The sequence below is a fragment of the Actinomycetota bacterium genome, from assembly GCA_012837825.1.
GTDB lineage: Bacteria > Actinomycetota > Humimicrobiia > Humimicrobiales > Humimicrobiaceae > Humimicrobium.
In genome coordinates this window covers 1-15,110 of record DUQM01000028.1, presented here as the reverse complement: position 1 = coordinate 15,110, position 15,110 = coordinate 1, and the positions used below count along the sequence as shown (strand labels likewise).

Here is a 15,110-nt window from a genome sequence, read left to right as displayed (position 1 = left end):
GTTAATACAATTATTAAAAAATTGTTTTATATTCTAATTTATTTCTTTTAAAAGATAGACAGAAAAATGGTAAAAGTTTATAATAACCATTATATTATGAACCCATATTTCACAATATGAAACTATTTTTCTTGTTTTTTAAACAATAAACAAGAAAATAAACCTTAATTTAATTATAATGATATAAATTTTATAATTAAAATGTGTTTATAATTAATAGCGCATGCACATTTTAAAAAAATTAATTTTAAATTAACAGTTTACTTTTATGAATTTTTAAACATAATGAAATAATCAGTTAAAATCCCAAGACAAATGATTATTAAAACATTATTAATAAAGGCTAATCAAACAGATTATTAAATATCACATAAAAATTTAAAATTCTCTATATTATTTAAAAGTGGAAAATCAAGCAATATTAGAACTTAAAAATATCTCAAAAAGTTTTTCAGGCGTAACTGTTTTAAAGAATATAACAATGTCATTAAACAAGGGAGAAGTTCGTGGATTAGTGGGCGAAAATGGCGCCGGAAAATCTACATTAAATAAGATTATTTGCGGAGTTTATAAAAACGATACAGGCTCTGTAAGTTTTAAAGGAAAATTATTGCCAAAAGGTAACCCTATTGCCGTAAAAGAGGCCAAGATATTTATGATTCCCCAGGACCTTGGTCTAATGGAGAATTTGAGTGTTATGCAAAATGTTTTATTAGGCAGAGAATTTACAAAATTTGGCTTTATAAACCTAAAAAAATCAAGAGATCTTTGTAAAAAAATTCTTGATGATATTGAAATAAAACTGGATTTGGATGCCATAGTTAGCGATCTTACCATAGATCAAAGGCAATTTGTCGCAATTGCCAGAGTTTTGTCTGCAAATGCAGATTTAATAATTATGGACGAACCTTCTTCAACACTGTCAAAGAGTGAAGTAAAAAATTTATTAAACATAATTAAAAATCTAAAGAAGAAAAATATTACAATAATATATGTATCTCACAAGATTGATGAAATATTTGAAATTGCAGACAGCATAACAATTCTTAAAGACGGAAATCTTATTGATACTGTATCAGTAGAAAATATAACAAAAGATGAAGTAATCAATAAAATGGTTGGCCGTCAGCTTTCTAATGTATTTCCTCAAAAAAAAGGAAATAAGCATACAGAACAAATAATGAGCTTAACCGAGGTTAATGTAAAAGGTCATTTAAATGACATAAATTTTGACATTAATAAAGGGGAAATACTGGGAATTGGAGGATTGGTCGGTATGGGCCAATCTTCTTTACTAAATACTATTTTTGGTATTTTAAAAGTTAGCTCAGGAAGCATATCTTTTAAAAACAAGCCATTAAATAATATAAAACCCTCAAATTCAATAAAAAAAGGTGTCTATTATATTTCTAGCGACCGGAGCAATGAGATGCTTTTTATGTGTAGAAGCGTTAAAGAAAATATTTCAATTGCCACATTAAAAGACTATAGAAAATTTTTTTCAATAAACACTATTTTAGAAAATAAAATAATTGATAAAAAAATTAAAGAGTTTAATATTGCTTTATTTAATCGAGAACAGGAATCAAGATTTTTAAGTGGCGGGAATCAGCAAAAAACAGTTCTTGCAAGATGGCTTATACATAAGCCGGAAATATTTTTGCTTGATGAACCGACGCAGGGTATTGATGTGGGAACAAAACAAGATATATATAATACTTTAAGAAATTTGGCAAATGAAGGAATGGCTATTGTTGTAGTTCTCAGCGACATGATTGAATTGCTGGGTTTGTGTGATAGAGTTTTAGTAATGTATGAAGGAAGTATTTCAAAAATTTTTAGCAGCCAGGAAGCAACTGAAGAAAAGATTATGTTAGCTGCAAGTGGAAAATGATTATTTATATAAAAAATGATGAATGCAAAGATAATATTGGGAGGTGAAATAAAAATATTTTTATATTTTTAAGGTTGAGCGGAGTTTTAACAACCTAATTAACAACGAAAAAGGAGTATTAATGAAAAAAATAAAAATTATTCTCATCTTGTTCATAGTAGCTGTTTTTTTAGTTGGGATGGCTTCATGTAAAACTGCTGCTGATACAGGCGCCAAGGATAAGTTTGTTATAGGATATGACATCTATTGGTTGGGAAATGCATGGTCGCTGCAGTTAGCTGAGGAATTTAAATATGCTATTCAGCAAGAGTATGGAGACCAAATAGAGGAAGTTTACTATACAAGCTCTGATGGCGATATGGCAAAAAATTTAAGCAATTTTGAAGATTTGGTTGCCAAGGGCTGCGATATTATCTTTATTACACCAATAACGCCGGATAATCTTGTTGCGAGCATAGATGATGCTATCGACAAAGGGATTAAAGTTATTGTATTTGGTTCAGCATATGCCGGAGAGAAATACACCTCTTTCATCAACATAAGTGATTATGAATGGGGAGTTAAATCAGCAGAATTTATAGCAGAGTCTATTGATGGTGCGGGGAAAGTTGCAATGATAAACGGTATTGCAGGTTCCGGAGCACAAGTAGATACCTATGAAGGTGCGATGTCAGTTTTCAGCAAATATCCTGACATCACAACCCTTCCGGAAGTATATGGAGAGTGGGATTTCAGTAAAACAAAAATAGTTATGCAGGATTTATTGGCGGCACATCCTGATATTGCCGCTGTTTGGACTTTTTCAGAGCCCAGAGCAGTTGTAGAAGTTTATAAAGATAATAATCTTCCTTATGTTCCCATACCCTGGCATGGAGAAAATGGAGAAATGAAATTATGGCAGGAGATAAAAGATGAAGAAGGCTTCGAGGCAGTTGTAGTCAGCAAGCCTTCCACAATGAGCATAGATGCTCTTCATATAGGTATGGCTGCTCTTCAGGGAGAAGAAGTTGAAAAAGAAGTTATGCTCCCTGTGCCTATTTTCACGGTAGACGATCTTGATGACCTTATTTTACCTGGTCTTCCAGACAAAATTAGGGTACCTACATATCTACCAGTTGAAAAGTTGAAAGAACTATTTGAATAAATAACTTAAAGATTATTATAAAAGTAAATGGCTACAAATTATTGTAGCCATTTACTTAAAAAAATTGTATTAATGTCATTTATGTAAAGGATATTTTTATATGAGGAATCTTACTCATATATCTAAGTTAAATTTTAGTAAGTTTAGCAGATATAATTCAGTTTTTTTTACATATTTATTCTTGTTAATAATATTTATTGTTTTTTATATTCTCTTCCCTCTTTACAGATCTTCAACAAATATTTCAAATTTATTAATCCAAATTGCTCCTCTGTCATTAGTTGCTTTAGGCCAGACAGTTGTTCTTATCGGGGGCGGTATTGACTTATCTGTCGGTTCAGTAATCTCTTTAACAACTGTCATAGCAGCTAATTTAATGGGAAATAATGCTACAGGCATTCTTATTGGTTTGCTGATTGCATTTTTAGCAGCATTATTAATAGGATTTATTAATGGGATGATTTGCAATGAGACAAGTTTGCCCCCATTGATTGTAACCTTAAGCATGTCATATATTGTTCAAGGCATTATATTGTGGTATAGAACAGCACCGGGAGGGGCGGTACCCAGGGCTCTTTCGAAAGTTTTAATTTATAGATTTAATATTCTATCGGTCCCAATTTTTATAACTATTATTGCATACATCATTTTTTCATTTATTATGAGCAGAAGCGTATTTGGTCTGCATGCATATGCATTAGGTAAAAGTGAACAATACGCCAGGATGGCCGGAGTTAATGTAAAGAAAATTCGAATTTTAACATATATGACTTCTTCTTTTTTTGCATGTTTTGCTGGTCTTTTACTTGCCAGTCGAATTGGCTCAGGGGCGCCTTTAATCGGTGATCCCTATACACTTGAATCTCTTACTGCTGCAATAATCGGAGGCATGTCTTTTGCCGGAGGTGAAGGTTTTATCATAGGAGCATTAGGCGGAGCAGCGATTGTCGGAATGATAAGTAATGCATTAAATATAAGCGGCATCGATCCTTTCTACCAGTATATTTTCAGAGGAGCTTTGTTAATCATTGCCATGATATTAAATTCATTTAAAAAAAGATAGGATAATTATAAGAATGAATGATACTGATGGTTTAATTTCAAAAAAAAATAGCAGATTTAATTTTATTAAATTTTTAACAAAGATATTCCAAAAAGGCGGAGTATATATCTCTCTTATAATATTATTAATATTTGCCGGGATATTTTCACCAAAACTTTTAGAATTAAATCACCTTTTATTTATTCTAAAGATAGCATCAATTATAGGTATTATAAGTATTGGACAAGCACTTTTAATCATTACAAGAGGTTTGGATTTTTCTGTTGGCGCATCCGCAACATTGATAATGGTGCTTATTTCTGCAATAAGCATGGGTGATTCAAAATACACTTTTATATCAATAATTGCCGCTTTGGCAGTCGGCGCACTAATAGGAGTTATAAACGGATTACTGGTTGTAAGATTTAAGATATCCCCGATGGTCGGTTCTTTGGGAGTAATGAGTCTTTTAACAGGTATTACTTTTATTTATACAAGAGGGTTTGCACGAGGATCAACTCCTGAATTTATAAGCTATTTAGGTCACGGCAAAGTATTTGGTTTTTTACCGGTTTCTATAATTATTTGGATTGCAATTGCATTAATCATTATTTTTATTTTAAAAAGAACTATGTTCGGCAGATATATATTTGCGGTAGGAGCTAACCCGCAGGCTGCATATATTGCAGGATTATATCCGGGAAGAATTGTTTTTTATGTTTATATTATAAGCGGAATACTTACAGCTATAGCTGCAATAATTTGGGCAGGATATCTTCGTACCCCGACATTAGGTGGGGGAATTTCATATCCTCTTGACTCTTTAACGGCAGTAATAATAGGAGGGACTACTTTTGCTGGAGGTAAAGGTTCTATATTGGGAACAATTATTGGAACCATAATCATTACCTTGTTGTCCAGTCTCTTGAACATGCTGGGGTTGGGAGAAGGAGTCAAAATGATTTTTCAAGGATTTCTAATATTACTTATGGTATTTGCCTATACCGGGAGAAAATCTCTAGGTTAATTATATTTAAAACCGGAATCAAGTCATTACCCATATTCAATATTACAAATTTTTGTAAACCATATTTCTAAACGGTGATAATAATGGAGTTAAAAAAATTGTTTAGTCCTATTAAATTAGGTAATGTGGAAATCGCAAACAGAATTGCTCTTGCTCCTATGGCAGTAAGTGTCTACAGTCCTGATGACAGCTGGCCAAAAAGAACAATCAGATATTTTGAAGAAAGAGCAGCGGGGGGAACAGGAATGATATTAACATCATTCACTCGTGTTCACGACAAATTGGCTACAGGGCCGGCCCCTTTGACAGGAATATATGATGATAAATTGATATCTTCGCATGCCGAACTTGTTGAGAGAATCCATAAATATGATACAAAGATATTTCTTCAAATTGCACTGCATGGCTGTAAATTTGGCGGACTTGAAGGACCTTCAGCAATTTACAGTTTAAACTATAATGTAAAACCAAGAGAGCTAACAACTGTTGAACTGGACTGTTTAGTGGAAGCTTTTATAAAAGCCGCTATCAGAGGCAAACAAGCCGGTTATGATGGAATTGAAGTGCACGGCGGATATAGTTATCTTATAGGCGCAATGATATCTCCCGCATTAAATAAAAGGGAAGATAAATATGGCGGTTCATTTGAAGGCAGGATGAAGTTTCCATCGGATATTATAAAAGGAATACTTAATATGTACCCTGATTATCCTGTAGGTTTTAAATTCAGTGCTTATGAATGGCTTCCAGGTGGTGTTGATATTGATCTTGCTAAAAAAATTGCAAAACACATGGCTAAATTAGGAATATCTTTTCTGGATGTTGCCAGTTCATCGTCGACCACAACACTCAAAACCAGCGAATATTCATGTGTCCCACCTATGTATGTAAATAGAAATACCCTTGTTCCTCTTGCAGAGGAAATAAAAAAAGTTTGCCCGGAAATACCTGTTATAGCAAATGGAGCGATCAATATTCCTGAGGAAGCAAACAGCATAATTGCAAAAGGCAAGTGTGATTTGGTGGCAATTGGGAGAGCTTTAATAGCCGATCCTTATTGGGCAATAAAAGCAAAGACAGGAAAATCCGAAACAATTACTCCCTGCATAAGATGTAATGTATGCCATCATCAACTGTGGCTTGGCCAGCCACTATGTTGTTCCGTGAATCCATTTGTTCTAAAAGAGGCTGCCGTTCAGCCATCAATTCCTTCTGTTAAAAAGAATGTAATGATCATTGGCGCCGGTCCGGCAGGCATGAGGTGCGCATTGACTGCTTCTAGACGAGGACACAAGGTAACAATATTTGAAAAGAAACCTTATATTGGCGGCATGATGTATCCCGGTAGTCGCCCGAAATTTAAAGAGGATATGCTAAGGGTTTTAAAATGGTTTGAAATGGAGATTAAAAATAGCAGCATTGATCTGAGATTAAGTACCGAAGTGACCCCGGAATTTATTGAGGAGAATAATCCCGATGTAGTCGTAATTGGTATTGGTGCAGAACCAATAATACCTGATGTGCCGGGCATTGGAAAAGACAGTGTTGATTTTGCAATAAACATATTAAGCAATATAGAAAAATATAAAGGCAAAAAGGCTGTGGTAATCGGTGGTGGAGAAGTAGGTTGTGAAACCGCTTGCTATCTTGCTGATAATGGATTTGAAGTTACCATTGTAGAAATTCTGGATGAAATATTATATGAAAATAAAATTACTGAAATAAAACTCAGGCTTAATGATCTTATAAAAGCCAAAAATATAAAAATATTAACCAATGTAAAACTAAATGCCATAACAGATGAAGGTGTAGAGATACTTGTTCCATACGATACCCAGATGGGACTTTCAGAAGGAGGAAGACAGGATGGTATAGAAGCCGATGTTGTTGCGCTAGCTGTAAATCAGGAACCGAATAATGAATTAATAAATATGTTTACTATGAAGGCTGAAGAATTTTATATAATAGGGGATTGTGTAAGCCCCGGCAGAATTAAAGAAGCTATTGAATCAGGTGAGAATATAGGAAGAATTATATAAAAGTTAAAAATTATTTTAATATTTTTTGAGGAGTTAATTATGAAACTGACTGAGAATTTATATTTGGTAGGCGGTGGTCCTTTTGGATTAAGCCACGAGTTTGATTCAAGCATATATTTAGTCGATTGCGGCAGCGAAAGTGTTCTTGTTGACACAGGAGCCGGTATTGATACCCATAAAATTATTGATAATATAAAAAAAGATGGCTTAAATCCTGATAAAATTTCCCATATATTTCTTACGCATTCCCATGCCGATCATTCTTCAGGAGCTGCTGAGTTACAAAAAAATTTGGGAGCGGCAGTTTGCATAAGTGAGATTGAAGCGGATTTATTAAATAGCTATGATGAAAAGAAAATACAACTTGATGTTGCAAAAAGAAGCGGATTATATTCACCCGATTATGTTTTTAAACCGTGTAAAGCATCTAAACTATTAAAGCATAATGATTTAATCAAAGTGGGCAAATTTACTTTTAGATCCATAGTTGTCCCTGGCCACAGCAAGGGTTCGATATGTTATTATGTTGAATTACCGGAAGGCAAAACATTATTTACCGGTGATGTTGTATTCTTTGACGGAGCGATAGGACTTTTAAACTGTGAAGGTTCCAGCTTGTCTGACTACAGAGAATATATAAATAGAATTAAAGATTTAAATATCGAAATATTATTGCCTGGTCATTTTGTTTTTTCATTACATAATAGTGACAGGCATATTGAAAAGACAGTTAATAGCTTAAGATTATTAGGCATTCCAAAAAATTTCATATAGCTCATTATTAAGACAATAATAATTTGCACTATCTTTAAGCTATAAGAAAAGCTTAAATAGTTAAAATAATTATGACAAATCCCTTATATCCCGGGGAAGTTGCTGTGACACAGGGAAAATTCTTCCAAAAGCCGGTTCCGGAAAAGTGATGGAGCATGTAGGAGAAAATAGTAAAAGGTGCAGAAGCATGAATAGACAGATAATTTATAATATATTTCTTTTTGCCAATTATCGGATATATCAGTTTAATTATGTTGACTGGAAATACTTTATAAAGATACTTATACTGAAATAAACCGGAGATATTGAAAGGAGGTAAAGATTATGCTAAGTAAAATCGAATGTTTCATACAGCCCTCCAAACTTGATGAAGTTAAAGAGGCTCTCTTTGAGGAAGGTGTGGAAGGCATGACTATATCTGAAGTGCAGGGTTTTGGACACCGTAGGAGTTGCGGTAACGGTGGAAAAGCAAACAGAGAAGTAAAGTTTCTGCCAAAGATAAAGCTCGAGATAGTAGTTGATGAGGAAATAGCAGATGATGTTATAAATAAAATAGTCCGCCTGGCCAAGACAGACAAAATAGGCTCGGGCAAAATATTTGTTCTTCCTGTCGAAGACACAATAAGGGCAAGAACGGAAAGGTCAGAAAAAAGCGCAATATAATATAAGCTTTTTAACCAAAGACGATTAAACATTATTGAAGGAGATATTGATGTCAAAAGAAAATGTCTGGGAAATGACGCTAAAGCGTCTGGACGATACCATGACAGTGCTTAATTTGAAGCCGGGCATTATCAAATATTTAAAAGAACCAAGGAAGATAGTTGAAATATCTGTTCCTGTAAAAATGGACAACGGCGACATAGATATATTCAAGGGATACCGTGTTCAGCACAATACAAACAGAGGCCCTGCAAAGGGAGGGATACGTTATCACCAGGATGTGACTTTAGATGAGATGAAAGCTCTTGCCATGCTGATGACATGGAAATGCTCGCTTGTTGGAATACCGTTCGGCGGGGCAAAGGGCGGAGTTGTAGTAAATCCGACCATGCTCTCTGAGAGAGAGCTTGAAAATCTTACAAGAAGATATATATATGAGCTTATCCCTCTTATCGGTCCCGAGAAAGATATACCTGCACCTGATGTTGGCACAAATGCAAAGGTGATGGCATGGATAATGGACACTTACTCAATGGCAAAAGGCTATGTAGTACCGGGAGCTGTAACAGGCAAGCCCATAGAACTGGGAGGAAGCCAGGGAAGAGAAGAAGCTACAAGCAGAGGTGCGGTATATACGATACTTGCAGCCCTTAAGGTTTTAAAAATAGATTCCTCCAGCTTAACTACGGTAATCCAGGGTTTTGGAAATGTCGGAAGTAATGCGGCGAAGATACTTTATGATCTTGGATTTAAGATAATTGCTGTATCCGATGTTACGGGAGCAATAAGAAATGACAAGGGAATAGATCCTTACAAGCTTGATGAACACATAAAGAAAAACAAGACAATTACCGGTTTTAGCCGGGCAGAGGAAATGGAGCCTTCTGAACTCTTTAAGATAAAATGTGATGTGCTCTTTCCCGCTGCTCTTGAAAACCAGATAACAGAAGAAAATGCCGCTTATATAAATGCAAAAATTCTTGCAGAGGGAGCAAATGCGCCTGTTACACCACAGGCAGATCCCATACTTAAAGACAAAGGCATATTTTTAGTGCCCGACATACTATGCAACTCCGGAGGAGTAACGGTATCTTACTTTGAATGGGTGCAGGGGAATCTTGCATATTTCTGGAGCAAAAGAAAAGTAAACCTTCAGCTAAGAGATATCATGGAGAAGGCTTTTTATGAAACATATAATTTCTCTGTTGATAAAAAGCTTGATATGAGAAAAGCTGCCATGGCTCTTGCAGTAAACAAGGTTGCATGTGCGATGAAGCTAAGAGGTGTTTATCCGTAAGAGAGGATAAATTAAACATAATAGAAATAAATAGCAAGAATAATCTGGGCAGTAATTCATATGATATGCAGGCATATATAATATCATATATAATATTCTATATCGGAAAATAAAGATAACAGATCAATAAATATAATACTATTATCAGATTTTTTATTATCAGATTTTTCGGATGAAATTTTAAGAAGAATGAAAATTAATTAAAAAGGAGAGAGTAATGGTTCTGGAAAAATTACTAAGTCCTATAAGGATTGGAAAAATCGAGATACCTAACAGGGTTGCTCTTGCTCCAATGGGAGTAAGTGTTCATTCACCAGATGACAGCTGGCCAAAAAGAACAATAAGATATTTTGAAGAAAGAGCGATAGGCGGAACCGGGCTGATAATTACTTCATTTACCAGGGTACATGACAAAATTGCAACAGGACCTGCTCCTCTCATAGGTATTTATGAAGACAGGCTGATTTCCAGTCATGCTCAGCTTGTTGAGAGAATTCACAAATATGATTCAAAGATATTTATACAATTGTCGCTTTTCGGGGCGAAATTTGGCGGAATTCAGGGTCCTTCATCAATATATAGCCTGAACTATAATAAAAAACCGGTCGAACTTACAACTGATGAAATTGAAACCATAATTGAATACTTTATAAATGGTGCAGTAAGAGCCGGACAGGCAGGATATGACGGTGTGGAAATTCATGGAGGATATGATTATCTTATAGGAGCAATGGTATCTCCTGCGCTTAATAAAAGAACTGACAAATTCGGTGGTTCTTTTGAAAACAGGATGAGGTTTCCGCTGGAAATATATAAAGGAATAAGGCAGAAATGCCCGGATATGGCGGTCGGATATAAATTCAGCGCATATGAATGGCTGCCAGGCGGTATTGATGTGGAGCTGGGCAAAAAAATTGGAAGATATATGGCTGATGCAGGTGTGGATTTTCTTGATGTGGCAAGCGCTTCTTCGACTACCGTACTTGTAAACAGTGAATATCCTGCTGTTCCGCCGCTTTATGTTCCGAGAAATACATTGATGCCTCTTTCAAAGGCAGTAAAAGAAGTATGTCCTGAGATTCCTGTTCTTGCAAACGGAGCAATTACTGTTCCGCAGGAAGCTGATGAGGCTATTGCTGAGGGATTATGTGATATAGTTGCCATGGGGAGAGGACTTATTGCTGATCCTCACTGGGTAAATAATGCAAGAGCCGGAAGACCGGTGGTTCAGTGTATAAGATGCAATGTCTGTCATCACCAGTTATGGAGATTCGGACCCCTGTGGTGCAGCATGAATCCCTATGTTTTAAAAGAAGCTTCCCAGGATCTTTCAATCCCGGCTCGCAGGAAGAAAGTCATGGTTGTAGGCGCCGGTCCTGCAGGTCTGAGATGTGCAATAACAGCATCAAAGAGAGGCCACGATGTTACCGTTTATGAAAGAAAACCTTTTATCGGCGGCATGATGTATCCTGGAAGCCGTCCCAAATTCAAGGAAGATGTTGCTCTTGCTCTTGACTGGTTTAAATATGAACTTGATGCAAATAATGTAAAACTGGAATTAAACACAGATGTTACTCCTGAATTTGTAGAAAAAATTTCCCCGGATGTCCTGGTTATTGCAGTCGGAGCAAATCCGATAATGCCTGATGTTCCGGGAATAGATATGAAACATGTGGACAGTGCGGTTAATATACTTAATGATATTTCCAGGTACAAGGGCGAAAGAGCCGTGGTGATCGGTGGTGGAGATGTAGGTTGCGAAACCGCATGTTTCCTGGCTGACAATGGTTTTAAGGTAACCATTGTTGAAATGCTGCCCAAAATTCTTGAAGAAAATGAAATAACTGAAGTCAAATTAAGGCTTTTAAATCTTATTAAAGAAAGAAATATTGAAATTATTACAGAAAGCCACCTTAATACTGTCTATGAAGGCGGTGTGGAACTGATGGTTCCCTATGACACCCAGATGGGTATAAAAGATGGCGGAAGAGAGATGGGAATTGATGCCGATCTTGTTGCAATTGCCATTAATGCAAAACCTGATGATGAATTCATTTCTGCTCTTTCAATGAAAGCAGAAGAGTTTTATATAATCGGGGACTGCAGCCAGCCGGGAAGGATAAGAGAGGCAGTTGAAGCGGGGGAAAATGCTGCAAGAGTAATTTAAGAAAATAATTTACTTATTCACCAGTTTTGCTATAAATCAACTGAATGAAAGGTTTTAAGAATGAAAAGTTACCGGAAAGAATTATGGTTTGAAATAAAGAAAAGACGGCAGCTCATAAATATAACAGGTGAAGTGGAAAAGATCCTTCTTGAGAGCGGAATCAGGGAAGGACTTCTGCTTTGTAATGCAATGCACATTACTGCGAGTGTTTTTATAAATGATGATGAGAGCGGGCTGCATGCAGATTTTGAGAAATGGCTGGAGAAACTTGCACCCGAAAAGCCATACAGTCAGTATCAGCATAACGGATATGAAGATAATGCTGATGCCCACCTCAAAAGGCAGATAATGGGGCGGGAGGTAGTAGTAGCCGTTACGGAGGGGCGGCTTGATCTTGGCCCTTGGGAACAGATATTTTACGGCGAATTTGACGGATTGAGACGTAAAAGGGTTCTTGTAAAAATAATCGGGGATTAATTATTTTCCTGATTTTCATTAAAGCCGGAAATAAAAAAATCTTTGATTTAAGTTCAGATATCAAGACCGTAAACGCGCCAGGTCATTGACTTTTTTCCTATTTTAAATAACGGATTTAAAATATCGAAATTGATATCAGCAAGCTGTGAACCTGAGCCATGTCTTATCCCGATCGATTTTGCTGCTTGTGCTGTTTTGTAATAAAGCTGGCTGTCTACGCCGTTTTTTCTGAATTTTTCATCCACACCAAGTATAAGAATCCTTATACTGCTGAATTTTTTTGTCCTGAGTCTGTTCTTTATTATATTAAATATCTGTATATCCCTTTTCAGATCCTTTGGGCTTAAAAAATTATATGACGGCATATAGCCTCTGTCAAATCTTCGGCTATGGTCGTATTCTGCAATTATCTCATTTATATTTGGAAGACTTACCGATACCCCTATGGGAACTTTGTTTTTTTCCACAATGAATATCAGATCCCTGATTGCGATAGTTCTAATTCCCCGGCACAGGACATTGAATTCATCATCAGTCATAGCTGTAAACTGGGGATGATTTCCTGTCCCCCATATAGGATTATAGAGGTTCTTAATGGTATTTATCTCGTCTTCAAGTTTTCCAAAATCAATATTTCTGAATATGAAGTCGTCAACCCTGTTGCCTTTTCCCTGCCTGAGGGATCTTTCAGTTATTCTGTCCATCATATTTTCTATTCTGTTTAAGTAGCCATTTGAAAGCGATTCATCAGTATTCATGCTGAACCAGTCATTTTCCTTTTTAAATCCGAACTTTTTGAAATAGTCCTCATAATACGGGGCATTATAAGGCTCCATAAAATATGGTTTTTTATCGAAACCATCTATAAGCAGTCCGACTTCGCCGTTTGCATTGAATTTTGCCGGGCCGGTTACATGCTTTACTCCCAGTTCTTTTAAATAATCTGCTGCAGTCTGAAGTATCTGTTCAGCAACGTTTTCATCCTCAATGCACTCAAAATGCCCTATCCACCCTGTCTCAGCCCCGCGTGTTTTGCTGTAATTGTAGTCGTTAAAAGCCATTACTCTTCCGACGGGCTTGTTATTAATGTAAAATCCGAAGAATTTTATTCTTGCATGATTAAAAAACGGATTTCTGGGTACAAGAAAAGACAGTCCTGTTTTGTTGGGGTTAAGGTCTGATATTTCCTGGAGAAAAAGGGGGAATATTTTATTTGATTCAGAACCAAAATACCATTTTATATGGTACGGAACCGAAACAAATTCCTTCAGGCCGTTTAAAGTAACAGAACTTGAAGCTCCCGGGATATGCTCGCCCAGGTCTTTAATATTAACTGTTTGCATAAAAACTTTCCTGCTTGCTATTTATAAAATCTGCAATATCTTTACGGGAAGAAATAAATAAAAAGCAACTTAAAAAGAATTTGACAATAAGCTAAGATAATACATATAAATAGTAATGATTTCAACAAATAAAAATTATTCTCTGGAGCAGGTCCGGAAATACGGTTAAAATATACTAAATGAAAATTAAGGGAAATCCGGCAATTCTGAAAACAATGATTCTGAAAATAAGTTAATGAAAAATATGAACGGTAAAATTAAATTGGAAACAGAAGTAATAATAAAAAAATTTGGCCTGGTTCCTCTTGATGGTGAGGGAGGTCTTTATTATGAAGCATATCGCTCAGAAGAATTTATCGACGGCAAAAGTCTTCCGAAAAGATATGGTTCAGAGAGATGTTTTTATACTTCAATATATTATCTGATCACTGATAAAAATTATTCCCATCTTCACAAGGTAAAATCTGATGAAATATTTCATTTCTATCTGGGAGATCCGGTTGAAATGCTCAATCTTTTTCCTGACGGGAGCTTTAAGAAGATAATTCTCGGGCAGAATATTTTAAAAGACGAAAAGCTGCAGCATCTTGTTCCTTCGGAAGTGTGGCAGGGCACCAGACTAAAAAAAGGAGGCAGTTTTGCTCTTCTGGGAACAACTGTATCACCAGGCTTTGAATTTGAAGATTTTACATCGGCTGAAGAATATAAAGACGAAATAATGCAGAAATATGATAATATCAGGTCCTACATTATAGACTACTTCTAATTATTTTTCTGACAGCTTTACAAACAGATCCAGAAAGATAATAGGTTTTAAAGACATTAATTTGTATTAGAGGCGACGAAGAAAATAATAAAGATGCTTTAATTTTTTCAAATTGTATTTTCGAATATTTAAGTTTATTTGTAGATATAATATAGTCAAAGGATAGCAAAGACTGAGATCAGTAAAGAAATAATTATCTTTGAGAAACTGAAACAGCCGTATATTTTCAAGCTTGCAGACATATCAAAAATAACTCTTTCTAACTATAAAATAATTATCAGATTATCGCCTAGCAGGAAAACTAGACCTGGTATTTTTAAGATGCTCCAAATGCAGGAATAGGTTGATGCATAAAATAGTGGTCACCCATGGTAAAAGAAGCAGGCTTAACACTAGATAATTTAAGTTAATTATTTGAAAAAATATTTGATGAAGAATTAAAGCAATTTATTTATATATATAATATATTGATAATAT

General features: G+C 35.4%; 12 protein-coding genes. 11 read left to right on the top strand and 1 reads right to left on the bottom strand.

The window, feature by feature from the left end:
- The first annotated feature begins 403 nt into the window (after positions 1–403).
- From GXZ93_02335 to GXZ93_02290, 10 genes are all read left to right on the top strand, one after another.
- Complete coding sequence (locus GXZ93_02335) at positions 404–1,894, top strand: sugar ABC transporter ATP-binding protein (protein HHT78623.1); 1,491 nt, start codon at positions 404–406, stop codon at positions 1,892–1,894.
- Between the two features lie 178 nt (positions 1,895–2,072).
- Positions 2,073–3,038, top strand: coding sequence for a substrate-binding domain-containing protein (locus GXZ93_02330; GenBank protein HHT78622.1), 966 nt, complete (start codon positions 2,073–2,075; stop codon positions 3,036–3,038).
- Between the two features lie 100 nt (positions 3,039–3,138).
- Complete coding sequence (locus tag GXZ93_02325; protein ID HHT78621.1) at positions 3,139–4,101, top strand: ABC transporter permease; 963 nt, start codon at positions 3,139–3,141, stop codon at positions 4,099–4,101.
- 13 nt (positions 4,102–4,114) lie between these two features.
- Positions 4,115–5,107: an ABC transporter permease gene (locus GXZ93_02320; GenBank protein HHT78620.1), complete on the top strand. Its 993-nt coding sequence runs from the start codon at positions 4,115–4,117 to the stop codon at positions 5,105–5,107.
- A gap of 83 nt (positions 5,108–5,190) precedes the next feature.
- Positions 5,191–7,146 carry an FAD-dependent oxidoreductase gene (locus tag GXZ93_02315; GenBank protein HHT78619.1) on the top strand — a complete coding sequence of 652 codons (1,956 nt, stop codon included), beginning with the start codon at positions 5,191–5,193 and terminating at the stop codon, positions 7,144–7,146.
- 39 nt (positions 7,147–7,185) lie between these two features.
- Positions 7,186–7,920: an MBL fold metallo-hydrolase gene (locus GXZ93_02310; GenBank protein ID HHT78618.1), complete on the top strand. Its 735-nt coding sequence runs from the start codon at positions 7,186–7,188 to the stop codon at positions 7,918–7,920.
- A gap of 324 nt (positions 7,921–8,244) precedes the next feature.
- Positions 8,245–8,583: a P-II family nitrogen regulator gene (locus tag GXZ93_02305; GenBank protein HHT78617.1), complete on the top strand. Its 339-nt coding sequence runs from the start codon at positions 8,245–8,247 to the stop codon at positions 8,581–8,583.
- A gap of 49 nt (positions 8,584–8,632) precedes the next feature.
- Positions 8,633–9,880, top strand: a complete 1,248-nt coding sequence (locus GXZ93_02300) for a Glu/Leu/Phe/Val dehydrogenase (protein ID HHT78616.1) — start codon at positions 8,633–8,635, stop codon at positions 9,878–9,880.
- A gap of 217 nt (positions 9,881–10,097) precedes the next feature.
- Entirely contained in the window at positions 10,098–12,047 is a 1,950-nt protein-coding gene (locus GXZ93_02295; protein ID HHT78615.1) for an FAD-dependent oxidoreductase, read from the top strand.
- Between the two features lie 60 nt (positions 12,048–12,107).
- Complete coding sequence (locus GXZ93_02290) at positions 12,108–12,524, top strand: YjbQ family protein (protein ID HHT78614.1); 417 nt, start codon at positions 12,108–12,110, stop codon at positions 12,522–12,524.
- A gap of 53 nt (positions 12,525–12,577) precedes the next feature.
- Here GXZ93_02290 and GXZ93_02285 read toward each other — a convergent pair whose 3' ends face one another.
- Positions 12,578–13,867, bottom strand: coding sequence for a hypothetical protein (locus GXZ93_02285; GenBank protein ID HHT78613.1), 1,290 nt, complete (start codon positions 13,865–13,867; stop codon positions 12,578–12,580).
- A gap of 262 nt (positions 13,868–14,129) precedes the next feature.
- Here GXZ93_02285 and GXZ93_02280 point away from each other — a divergent pair, with 262 nt between their 5' ends.
- Positions 14,130–14,633 carry a cupin domain-containing protein gene (locus tag GXZ93_02280; protein ID HHT78612.1) on the top strand — a complete coding sequence of 168 codons (504 nt, stop codon included), beginning with the start codon at positions 14,130–14,132 and terminating at the stop codon, positions 14,631–14,633.
- The last annotated feature ends 477 nt before the right edge of the window (positions 14,634–15,110 follow it).

What these genes read in the sequence shown, in the direction of transcription:
- GXZ93_02315 (HHT78619.1), top strand. Translation starts at nt 5,191, where the DNA reads ATGGAGTTAAAAAAATTGTTTAGTCCTATTAAATTAGGTAATGTGGAA.
- GXZ93_02305 (HHT78617.1), top strand. Translation starts at nt 8,245, where the DNA reads ATGCTAAGTAAAATCGAATGTTTCATACAGCCCTCCAAACTTGATGAA.
- GXZ93_02310 (HHT78618.1), top strand. Translation starts at nt 7,186, where the DNA reads ATGAAACTGACTGAGAATTTATATTTGGTAGGCGGTGGTCCTTTTGGA.
- GXZ93_02285 (HHT78613.1), bottom strand. Translation starts at nt 13,867, where the DNA reads ATGCAAACAGTTAATATTAAAGACCTGGGCGAGCATATCCCGGGAGCT.
- GXZ93_02320 (HHT78620.1), top strand. Translation starts at nt 4,115, where the DNA reads ATGAATGATACTGATGGTTTAATTTCAAAAAAAAATAGCAGATTTAAT.
- GXZ93_02300 (HHT78616.1), top strand. Translation starts at nt 8,633, where the DNA reads ATGTCAAAAGAAAATGTCTGGGAAATGACGCTAAAGCGTCTGGACGAT.
- GXZ93_02295 (HHT78615.1), top strand. Translation starts at nt 10,098, where the DNA reads ATGGTTCTGGAAAAATTACTAAGTCCTATAAGGATTGGAAAAATCGAG.
- GXZ93_02325 (HHT78621.1), top strand. Translation starts at nt 3,139, where the DNA reads ATGAGGAATCTTACTCATATATCTAAGTTAAATTTTAGTAAGTTTAGC.
- GXZ93_02330 (HHT78622.1), top strand. Translation starts at nt 2,073, where the DNA reads ATGGCTTCATGTAAAACTGCTGCTGATACAGGCGCCAAGGATAAGTTT.
- GXZ93_02290 (HHT78614.1), top strand. Translation starts at nt 12,108, where the DNA reads ATGAAAAGTTACCGGAAAGAATTATGGTTTGAAATAAAGAAAAGACGG.